We start from the raw sequence: 13155 nt of genomic DNA, 5'->3' as shown, positions 1-13155 counted from the left end.
TTTCTTGATTTGCAAGTGATTCTAATTATTTCTTTTAAAAAATATTCTATTTTGAATATATTGTTAATTTTATTTAATAAATAAAATTTATTGTGTAGAAAAACAAAATAAATAATAGTTTACTTTGTTTTTTAAATTTAAATAAAGACCTATTTTTTAAAAATTTTAAATTAAATTTTTATTTGAAAAATACAATATAATTCTATCTAAAATTTTATATAAAAATCAAAAACAAATTGCTGAATATAAAAACAGTCTTTACAATTCAACCCATAAACTTGTTTTAAACAAAAAATCACAAATTAGTAACAATCTGGGGTAGGGTCATGAACCAAAAAGAAATGAATACACAAGAGCAAATGTGGGCAGTTGAACAACTTGAGCCAAAACTTTTGCTTTCGGCAGATTTGATGCCAGGAATACAAGAAATATCAGGTTCCATTGATCAACCAGGAGAGCAGAAACAATATGAATTTGTTATTACCGAAAAGACAAAATTCTTCTTTGATGGTATCGATAACAATAAAATGCAATGGAATTTGCAAGGGACTCAAACTGGAAATCAATTTAACACCACAAACTTCACTGCCCAAAGTCATTTATTTTTAGATTTACAGCCAGATACATATACGTTAACGGTGAATGCGATAGATGATGTTAAGACGAATTTTGAGTTTCATCTTATAGGTGAAAGTAGTGCAGAATCATTAGTTGTAAATCAAAATATAGAGTTAGAACTAACACCTGCTTCAAGTGCAAAATTATATCGTTTTGATGTACAGGCTGGAGATCGATTATTTTTTGATTCATTGTCAGTGCTGCAATCCTATGGAACTTGGAGTATTTTTGACCCTGATGCAAAAATAGTAATTAATAAAAATAATCTAAATAACGATCAAGGTTTTACTGTTGATAAAACAGGGACATATTGGTTAAGTATTGAGGGTTCGGAGTTACAGGATACACTTGGAGCAAGTTTTAAACTGTTTCACTCTCGCCCAGTAGTTCAGTCGATTCAAATTGATCAAGAAATTGATGCAAAGTTTAGGACTCCGTCACAACTCAGTGTATATGAGTTAAACTTGCAGGATGATCAATGGATCGCACTGGATAAGCTATCACTAGGTTTAAATAGCCATACTTTTATAATTAAGGATGCGTGGGGGAATACAGTCCGCTCATCAAATACTACAGATAATGATATTAATTATACGCCAGTATTTCTAAAAGCAGGACTCTATCGAATAGAAGTGGGAAGCTTAACCAATACATTAGGTAGTATTCGTTTCCAAATTAAATCGAGCACTAATCCTGCGACTACTTTAGGTCAGAATGGTCAGATAAATTTAGAATCTTCATTACAGACAACACAGGTGATCAAACTTGATGGCAGTGTTAGTCAAGTTTTTATTGATAATAATACTAGAATTTATGATGCAGAAATTGGAGAACAAAAAGCGACTGTTTACTCGTATTATTTACTCACAAATGAAGTATTAAGATTTAAGACAGATGAAATAGTTAGTTTTTCGGTGTACGATAAAAATGGCAACGTTCTGAAAAAAGAAAATACTGAAGATTTTAGCTTTACATCAAAAGTAGATCAAGAGTATTTTATTGCTATTACCATAGTAGAAAACCAATTATTTAATATTTTTGATAGTGAGAATTTAAGTAATGAGACTGATAGACTTATCAAGCTAAAAATTTATAACTCATATCAAGTAAATCAGAGTTTTAATTTTGTGGGCGATATTGGAAATAGTTTAAGTGCTGCTCAATATTTAAGATTGAGATCCAACCAAGATCAAAATCTTAAAGTTGTTTTTGGAGATAATAACGACTCTAAGGGAGATGTAGATGTTTATAAGATCAGAGTGCAGCAAGGTGATAAACTATATGTTTCTACCCCAAATGGTAGTATTGATGGTTATTTAAGTGTATATGATACCCAAGGTAATAGAATTGTAGTAACAGATGATAGCCCATTAAACTATACATTTAATAACAGTGGTGATTTTTATCTTGCATTTCATTCATATGGAAATAGAAGTAGTTTTAATATCGTTACTGGCGAAAATACTAGTGGTTATTATACTGGAGAGTTAAATTTAACAGTTCGATTAACAAAAGTAGGGCAGAGTAGTACTAACTCTAATTTTAATTATACTGTTTTAGATTTTTATGACTTTAATGCCAAGTGGTATCTAACAGATAATTCAGGGATAACAGTAAGACAAGGAAATTCAAATTTAGTTGATGTCACTAAAGGCTTATCGTATTTATGGTTGATACCTAGTGATACTGGTTCTAGTAAAGTTGAATATACAATCATTGATGCTGATCATGAAAATTTGACAAAAGAGAAGAATTTTATTTTAAATGATAATCAGTCATTGAATTTAAATTTAGATGATTCTATAAATAATAAAAAAGTCATTCAAAATATCACTGTGGTAGAAAGTGGTTTGTACTTTTTTGATATTGATAGTACAAGATATGCTACGGATATTAAAATAATTGGTAAAAATTTAGATAAGTCATTGTCTAGAGATGAACAGGCGAGAACACAAGCGATCTATTTAGAGCAAGGTCAATATCAGATTGTTGTTCATAAAAATGTATTAGAAGATATAAAACAAACAATATCAATTCATTCTAAAAAGTTATATGAAGAACTTGAGTTGAATAAAGAAACTCCATTAGATATTGAAAAGCTAGAGTCGCAGATATTTTTACTCAATACTCAAAAAGATAAAAAATACACCATTGATTTTGAGCAACCTTTACAGAGTGGTGTTCTTATTACCGTATGGGATGATCTAGGTAATATATTAGTACAAAGTGCTAGTCCTGCAACGAATCTGGAGATTCTATCTCAATATTCACAAAATATTTATATTGGAATATTAAACCAGACATTAACATCACAATCGTTATCTATCAATGCTACCGAAAGTGCAACCACACCAATATCAGGAAGCGTAGCTCAAACTATTCAACTTAATCAGATTAAACCCGTTCCTGCACAGCAAGTGACTGAAAATCTGGCATTTGCATTTACGATAAATCAAGCGGATTCATATGCCTTAGCATTTGCTGGACTACCATTTAATGATGTAAAAATCATTAATCTGGATAAGGGTGCTGTTTTTTTAGGCAATCTTGATTTAAATTATGCTGGATTTGTACAATGGTTAACACAAGGAAACTACCGTATTGAGTTTTCGGGACTGCAACAAGTTCAAGCATTTACTTTTACCATTAGCAATCAGGCAATAAATTTAACAGAAAATACTGTTCAAACAGTTAATTTTTCTACCCAACCTGCTTTTATCTATCAATTTAATGCGCAACAGAACCAATCCTATTATATTCAGGCACAAAATGCTTCCAGCTGGGCAGGATTAAATTATCGTCTTTATAATACAGCTGGGGGATTAGTACAGAATGGCGTACTCACCGATAATATTCTTGCCCTGAATTTAAATGAGTATCAAAAAGACTATCGATTGGTTGTTTACTCCACAAATGGCAATGCTGTACTCAATAACATGCAGCTCTCATTGCTCACAAGTACCAGTTTAGCAATACCTGTTAACTTAGATGAAAATTTAACAGTTGATTTTCATCAACAAAATCAAAATAAAACGCTACAATTCAATATTGAAAGAACAGGTCTGGTTGAGTTAATTCCAAGTCAAGCAGGATATAGTTATCAAGTATTTGATGAAAATGGAAATCAAATCATTCAGCAGCTATATTGGTACGGTGATAATAAGGCTTATTTTTTAGAAGCAGGTCAATATACAGTAAAAATAACTAATACACAGGCAATTGCTAATCAGCTTCGTCAATTAAATCTTAATATAACACAAAGTAAAACAATAAAAGATATTGCTATAGAAACAGCTATTACGGTGAACTATAGTAATAGTATACCAAGTATGGTACTAAAATTGGAGTTGGTGGCAGGGCAGGAATATGATTTATTATCTAATTATAGTTACAATTATAGTTCTTATACTGACAATAGTAATTATTCATCTAAATTAAAATATTATTTGTTTAATGAAAATGGACAATTGGTCTATAGTTTGCAAGCTAATCGTGGGGCTAACTTTAAAGTTGATGTTGGAGGAAGCTATTACTTAGTTACTTCTGGCCAGGAGTATTCATCTGTTAGTGGATATGCATTTAGAGGCTATAAAAATAGTATTGTATTCAACTTGAAACAAAAGCAAACAGTTAATCATTACCTTGTTGGTGATTTTGTTTCTGATACGATTAACTATGTAGATAATAACCAAAAATTATACCGATTTGAACTTACCGAAAAAACACAAATAAATTTGTCAACTTTAGGAAATGGGTTGGAGTTTACTCTAAAACCAACTTATTCTACTAATTCATTATGGAGTGTAAGTGCAGGAAGTACTTATGCGAACCAAGTTATTACTCTAGAAGCGGGTAGTTATGATTTGGTCATTCGTAATCATTTTGATTATCCAAATGCTACACGTCAATTCAACTTTACAATTACTGATCTCAAACAGGCAATTGAACTACCTTTGGATCAGACTGTAATTAAAACAGTAAACCAAAGTGCTGAAACAACAGTATGGAAAATTCCAGGTCAAGCTGGGCAGGATTGGATGATTGATCCACGTACAGTTGGAGGCACAGCCTCTCGCAATATAGTATGGTATCTCTATGATTACTTGGGTAATCAAATTGCATCTTCTACACAAGCAGGTACTTCAGATGGAGCGGTAAAATTTAACCTCAAAAAAGATGGTGTTTATTATTTAGCACTCCAGGGAGCCAATGAATCACAACGCCAACAATCACGCTCTACGACGATTCGAGTCAGTACTCCACAGGTTGTTACTCAAGTAGTCCAACTTAATCAAGCGATGTCAGGTACATTATCTGAAGCAGGTGAGATACATCGATATAAGTTACATTTGGAACAGGCCCAAACATTAATTTTAGATTCTATATCTGGTAGTGTTACTTATGCTTACTTAAAAGATGCTACGGGGCAACAAAGAGTAATTAATTTATCTTCAAATCAATATCAAATCATTTCTTTGCCTGCTGGAGATCATGTATTTGAGTTCTACTCAGATCGGACAGGATTAGGGAATTATCAGCTTCGGTTATTATCCTTGCAAGAGAATAATCAAATTGTAAATGAAATTGAACCACTCACTGCAAAGTTGGGTATAAATCAAAAAATAGCAATTTATGCCTTAAATCTTGATGTTGATAAAAAATATAATATTGATTTCCTAAATTCAAATAATTTATATTATTCTGTTTTTGATAATTCAGGAAATATTCTGCTCAATAATTATTATTCAAATAATGGTGCACCCTCTTTTATTGCAAATACTTCAAAGTTATATTTGTTAGTAAAACGTACAGATAATTCTACAGCAGAAAAGTTAATTACGGTTCAAATTGATTCAGTAGAGAATAGAACAGTACCTTTAGTGCTTGATCAGATGACATCAGGCACATTATATACATCTGATAGTACTTGCTCTTATCAATTTACTATAGAAAAAGATGGTTGGTTAAGTTTAAAAGATTTAAGATTAAATCAATCTTCAATGTATTTAAAGTTATTTGGTCCGAATAATAATTTGCTTTCTCAATACAATAATTTAATGGCTTTACAATCAGCTAAAGTCTACTTAAGAGCAGGACAATATCGCTTTGAAATTAGCTCAAATAATGATAATGACAGTAGTTATCAATTTTATGCGAATTATATTGCTGATGATAATTCTGGAAGCTTGAGTAGTATCACTGATGCAAAGGAATTGTTCATTGACGATAAAAAGACGCTGTTGGTTAATCACGCAGCTTCAACAGATCGTTACTACCGTGTCATGTTAAATCAAGGCGATCAACTCTTCGCACGACTGGAAAATAGTCAAATTGTCTTGTTGAGTAAGAGTGGTGAGCAATTAAATGTTCTAGATCAAGAGGGAACTTTTGCAATAAATACAACTGATATTTACTATGTAAAGATTACAAGCCAACAGGATTTGGTCGGAAAAGAGCTTTATTTAGAGCGTCAAAGTGGTAAACCAACCATTGCCATTGATGCAGGCGAAACCTTGGTGACAGCACAAGAAATATTTGTACCCCAAGGAACTTTATATACATTAGAAACTTATATCGGTGATGGAGCAAATACAAATAAAGATGTTGATATGTATCAAGTGATGCTTACCGCTGGTGATACCTTGGTGTTCAATGCTTATTCAAGTTCAAATTTTCTTACTCGAATATTTAATGCGAATGGACAGCAAGTCTATAGCACGCGTTATGGAAATAATACCAATAGTTATATCTATACTGTACCAAGTACGGGTGTTTATTATATCGGTTTAAGTGCTTATGAAAATCGTGGTTACAATGCGGTAGATAATACTAATCTAATTGCAGGAGCAATAGGGCAGAATAGTATCCAAATTGCTCGTCGTTTAGGTGCTTTGAACCCAGTTGTTAACTATGTGCTACCGAGAACTTTACCTGGAGATATTATTTCTGAAAGCACTTGGAGTGGTACCATTTTAAATGGTTTTAATGATCAAGATTTATTCTACTTTGAGGTTGAAGAAGCTGGTTTATATTATTTGGATCGAATAGCTGCAAGTTATGAAAATTATTATGGTGCAACTTTAAAGGTTGTTGGTTTAAAAGATAATAAACAGGTTTTATCTGATTTTAATAACTTAGCTTATTTGTTAGAGGGAAAGTATGTTATAAGGGGACATTTAAATAGTTATTCAACTAGTACTGCTACCTTTAAATGGATAAATGTTTCAGAAAATAAAAAAATAATTGAACTAGGGCAGTCTATTACAACATCTAGTATTCAGACACGACAAGCAAATAATATCTATAAGTTTAGTGTTGAACAAGCTGGCTATGTTCAGTTTAATAGTCTATCGTATTCTGGTAGTGCTCTAAATTACAAATTTTATAATCAGTATGGTCAGTTGGTTACGTCAAGTAATAATTCAGGAAGTATTGATTCAAATGCAATCTATTTGGAGAGTGCTGGAGAATATTATTTAATTTTTGATACTAGTGGAAGTTATTATGATGAGGTTGATGGATATAATTATACAGGACAAGTAACATTTCAAGTGGATTGGTTAGGTGACCAAAAGGTTAAAAATGTTCAGTCTACTACTCTTAATGCCATGAATAGTGGTATTTTGACAGCGAATAATCAAAGCCATTCTTATAGTCTGAGTTTTGATAAAACGACAACGCTTTATCTGGATCATTTGAATTACAGCAATAATAGTGGTGTTACCTTACAAGTTATTAATCAAGTTGGAACCGTTATTGGGAATTATGCGTTAAATTCTTATTATAATCCAATCACTTTAATGGCAGGAAGTTACCAATTTAGAGTTTATACCCAAGAGTTTAGTGATAAGAATTATGGATTTAAATTGCTTGATCTTACTCAAGCACAGCAAATCGAAAGTGGAAAAGTAGTAGAAGATCGCTTAAAACCGCTAGGGGAAAAACAAGTCTATCAAATAGAAGCCAAGGCTGGTGACCGAATTTTTATTGATTTTGAAGATTTAATCACTAGAACAACTGGTTATTATAACAATGTTTGGAAATACAATTATTCTACTAACTTAATTGTTATTGATCCATATGGTAGAGCACAGACAATTTCACGTGCTGAACTTAACAACTTAGGAACGGAATTTGTTGCCGCTGTTTCTGGAAAATATACGATTTTATTAGATGAGTCAGATGCCCGTGATATCGAGCTGCCATATCGTATGACAGTCTATGTTCATGCACCCTCTGAGCCACTCATTATTGATTTAAATAATAATCAAAGAAAAGTTGATTTGAGTATCCATAATCTCACAGTACAAGCTTCTTACGAACAAACGATTCACTCTGGTAGTTTGTTGGAAATTCAATGGGATGTAAGTAATTTAGGTGAACAAGCAACATTTGGAGATTTTACGGATCGAGTACTCATTAAACGTAAATCGACTGGTGAAATTTTAGCACAAAGTTTGGTACCGTATACTGAATATGAATTGGGAAGTTTATTACCACAACAAACTACCCAACGTAAGGCCTATATTCGATTACCAGAAGGAACATTAGGGGTAGGTGAGTTTGAAATAGTCATTGATAGTGATTATTACAATTCACAAAAAGAGACTGTTCAGGCAAAAGAGAATAATCATCTCAGTATTATTTTTAATAGTACGATGCGGGATTATCCAAATTTAATCGTTGAGCAATTAGCATTATCACCAAATGCAAATTGGCAAACGGGTGATGTTGTAACTTTAAATTGGACAACGAAGAATACAGGAAATGCAAGCGCACAAGGTTCTTGGGTTGAACGTATTGAAATTATCAATTTAACAACAGGCGCAGTGATTACTCGGCAGGATATTCAGCAGAGTAGTCAGAGTATTGGTGTTGGAGAGCAATCCTCTAGGCAAATTACCTTTAACTGGCCATCAGAGAATAATGCAATTGGACGTTTCGTTGTTACAGTCAAAGTAGATGCCCTCAATGTAATTGCAGAGCATAACGTGGCAGGGTCTTTAGAATTTGATAATGAAACTCGTTTAGAAGTCGTTGCAGGGCCTGATTTAATAGTTAAAAATTTGCACATTGAGCAACAGCAACTACAAGCAGGCGATCAAGTTACGCTGAGTTGGCAGGATTATAATCAGGGCAGTGTTGCAACACCTAAAAATTATCAAGATCGTATTATTGTTAGAGAAAAAAATGCCAATGGCTCTGCTGGTAAGATTGTTCTGAATTTTGCATCGGCATTTAGTGGACAAGACGCAGCACCATTATTGGCAGGTGAGACACGAAACAGGAATTTTAGTTTTAATTTACCTGAAGGTATCGCAGGCGTTGGGCAGTTTATTGTAGAAGTGATTGCAGACAATAACATTGTTGGACAAGGCGTAATTTATGAGGTTAATGATCAAGGTGATGCAGAAATAAATAACAGCTTAAGTACGCAATTTACTTCTACTGCCCAGACTTATGCAGATCTTATAGTCTCAAATATTGTTGTACCTGTAGAAGTCGGTTCTGGTACCTTTGCTCAAATCCAATGGAGTGTTACAAATCACGGAGACAAGATTGCGCAAGGTCAATGGGTTGATCGGGTTATCCTAAGTCGAGATGCGATAATAGGCAATGCAGATGATATTGTTCTAGCTAATTTTAATAGAGTCAAAGAGTTAGCAATAGGAGAAAGTTATCAACAAAGTGTTTCAGTAAAAATTCCTGCGCGTTTGGAGGGACAATATTATATTGCCGTAATTAGTGATATTAATCATAGTGTTAAAGAGCCAGATACACGTGGTAATAATCAATTAATATCAAGTGGTTTTAATATTATTAAAACATTTAATGATCTTATTCCAGAAGTTATCGCATCCCCTAATAGTTTAAGTGTTAATGAGCAAGGGCGAATTATTTGGAAAGTATCCAATATTGGAAACTTGGCAACAGATACTAATCGTTGGGTAGATACGGTTTACATTTCTTCTAAACCAACATTTGATGCAACGGCAATAGCTTTGGGTTCAGTTACTCATTTGGGATATTTAGGATTAAATGAGTCTTATGAAGCATATTTGGATATTCAGCCTAATCTCGCTGCTGGAAGTTACTACTTATTTATTAGGACAGATAGTTATGGTTCAACCTATGAGCCTGAACGTACTGAAAATAACATTGTAAAAACAGCTATTACTTTAGAGACGGAAAAACTTCCAGATATTCAAGTGTCTGATCTTTTGGTTGAATCACAATGGCAGTCTGGAAACCAGGTCCAATTGACCTATACATTGACAAACATGGGAACAGCCGACTTTACAGGCTTTGTATATGATCGTTTCCGTTTGGTAAATACCACAGATCCAAGTCAGACGTATGTATTGGCGGCTCCTTCTTTTAACCGTAATGTTAAAAAGGGTGAAAGCTTTAAACAACAATTGACATTAAATGTTCCAGCTATTGGTTTAGGGACATGGCGTTTAGAGGTCACTTCTGATGTAAATGACTATATTCGTGAGTTGAATGTAGTCAATCATTCAGCGAATACACTGATTGAAATGGTAAGTCCTGATCTTGTGGTTGGTAATGTAAAAACGACAGGGGTTCTACAAGGTGGTCAGAGTATTGATATCTCATGGACAACCTACAATCAGGGAAGTGCAAAAGCTGGTCAGATCAAGGATATTGTTTACCTGTCACTAGATGATGTTATTGATCCTAGAGATATTAAAATTGGTGAGGTACTCCATACAGAGATAGGTAACCAATCATTTATTTCATCGGTATTGAACTATAAAATCCCGCAGGATTTATCTGGTCGCTGGCGCTTAATTATTGTTACCGATGCTGATAATAAAAATGTCGAATATAATGCTGAGAACAATAACAGATATCTACAAAGTCTTGATATTGCGAAAGCAGAATATGCTGACTTAATTGTCACAAATATTAGTGTTCCTACACAGACAATTGCTGACCCAGCTACTTTAACGGTTGAGTGGACTGTTTCCAATATTGGAACGGGTGCTGGACTAAATACGACCTGGACAGATACCGTTATTTATTCTAGTGATGATGTGATTGGAAATTCGGATGATATCATCTTAGGGAGGGCTGTACATAATGGCGCCTTGGAGAAAGATGGTAATTACACATCATCTATTCAATATCGCTTTGGACCTAACTTTACGAAGCATGGTTATATATTTGTTCAAACAGATAGCTTGAAGCAAGTTTGGGAAAATGATCTGGAATCAAACAATACAACGAAATCAGATCATATTGTTGATGTAATGCCAAAGGCCTATGCCGATTTACAGGTTAATACACTGTCAATTGATAATGCACAGCAATTGATCAGCGGTACAACGACAACAGTTAAATGGTCTGTGAGCAATAACGGGATAGGAATTACTGACAAGGATACCTGGGTTGATCGTATCTGGTTGAGTAGTCAGGCAGACGGGAAAGGACAAATCTGGGAGCTTGGTTCAATTCAGCATTTGGGTTATTTAGCAAGTAACCAAGGTTATGAGCATTCCCTTACTGTTACTTTACCTGATGGATTGTCTGGAACCTATTATTTAAATGTGAGTACAGATACAGGAAAAAATGTATTTGAATTTATACATGATGGAAATAACCAAAAATTAGGTTTATCTACGGTAATCCAGTTAGCAGAATATCCTGATCTTGTCATAGAAAGTATTGGTCTTCCTGAAACTGCATTTGAGGGAGAGGAAATAGAATTTGGCTGGACTGTTCGTAATCAAGGCGCTAAGGATGCTACGGGTAACTGGGTCGATAGTGTCCGTTTAATTTCTTTAGATAATAGTAAAACTCCAATTTATTTTGGTAATTTTAGCTATACGCAGGGACTGGAGTCAGGCAAAACGTATACTCGAACAGAGAAAGTGCGTTTGCCTTCTCGCTTGGAGGGTGCATGGCGTCTAGAGGTTGTCACCAATGCCGATTTAGGTAAAAACTCGGCTAATCAAATTTATGAGTACAATACTGCTCGTCAAAATAATACTTTGCTTTCTGATGATATCTTGCGTGTAGATTTAAACCCTCGTCCAGATTTACGTGTGACTCAGATTGAAGCGCCAGATACAGTTGTGGCTGGTGGCAAGGCAAGCGTTAAGTTTACTGTCAGTAATATGGGGCCATTGGTTACAAGTAAACAGTGGAAAGATTCTGTCTACTTGTCTCTTGACGATAGGCTAAGCTCTGACGATATGCTTATTGGTCGTTATGATAGTGGGTCAGCATTAGCACCTACTCAAAGCTACACTACAATTACGGATGAATTTACAATTCCTGTGCGTTACCGTGGAGATGTCTACATTATTGTTGTGTCAGACTCTGGAAATAGTGTAGATGAATATCCAAATGAAAATAATAACATTCGAGTAGAAAAGCTTTATGTTGAACCCACACCTTTTGCTGACTTGGTTGCAAGCGATGTGGTTGCACCAGATCAGGCAAGTCATGGAAGTAAAATTACTGTTGATTATAAGGTGACCAATAAAGGTTCTGCAAAAACACAAGGTGATCAAAGCAGTATTAATAGCTGGATTGACAGCGTTTGGCTGACTGTAGATAGACGTCAACCGAATCCATCTAAAGGTGATATCAAGTTAGGGGATATCCGTCATACAGGACATCTTGAGGTTGGAGAAGATTACTTAGGCCAACTTACCGTGACAATACCTGAAGGGGTGTATTCAGGACAGTATTATATTACTGTCTGGAGTGATACCTATGATGCGATTTTAGAGGATACGCTTGCAACCAATATCAATTTGGATGATGCTACTCAGATCGATAATAATAATTATAAAGCAAGAGCAATTGACATATTAGGCTTTTCACCACCAGATTTTGCTGTGGTTGATATACAAGCGCCAATACAAGCTGTTGCAGGCGGTAGCTATCAATTTAGTTATACTGTTAAGAATCGTGCTGACGAATTTGAGGGTTCATGGACCGATGAGGTTTGGTTGGCTGATCAAGCTGATCTATCTAAGGCAACGATTAAATGGAAACTTGGTGAATTCAGCCAAAATAGGAAGTTAGGTTATAACGAAACCTATACAGTTGAACAGATCATTCCATTATTGGCACCGACAGTTACAGGTTTGCAACTGGTTGTGCAAACAAATACAGGTAAATTAAAAGACAAAAATGACAAAGTCAAATTAGAGAAAAATAAAGAGAATAATACTTCTTCAGTTGCTTCTCGTGTGACTGCATCTGCATCAGATTTGGCTGTAACCCAGGTTATTGTCGATCAGCAAGTCTTTTCAGGTGAGTTAGTTAATGTTTCTTGGATAGTGGAAAATAAAGGTGCGGATGTTTGGTCGGGTACAAGATCATGGACAGATTATATTGTTATTAGTGCTTACCCTGAATATCGACCAGAATACTCAATGTTGATTGGTTCAGTGGAGCATTCCAATGCACAAGGTTTAAAATCTGGTACAAGCTATACGACCACAGGTCAATTTAGTATTCCTGCTGGTTATGATGGACAATACTATATCTACGTTTTGA

The 13155-nt window shown here is 34.3% G+C and carries 1 protein-coding gene (only partly in view); it reads left to right on the top strand.

The genetic code is table 11. The annotated features are described in order from the left end of the window. Positions 1 to 326 precede the first annotated feature (326 nt). Positions 327 to 13155, top strand: partial view of a tandem-95 repeat protein gene (locus QLH32_RS06325; protein WP_283268711.1) — the start only. It continues 21653 nt past the right edge of the window; 12829 of the gene's 34482 nt are visible here — the first part of the coding sequence; the start codon lies at positions 327 to 329; its stop codon lies beyond the right edge, outside the window.

The sequence above is a fragment of the Acinetobacter corruptisaponis genome (assembly GCF_030053775.1).
Taxonomy (GTDB): Bacteria; Pseudomonadota; Gammaproteobacteria; order Pseudomonadales; family Moraxellaceae; genus Acinetobacter; species Acinetobacter corruptisaponis.
Note: the sequence above shows the minus strand (reverse complement) of the source record. Positions and strands in the feature narration are given on the sequence as shown.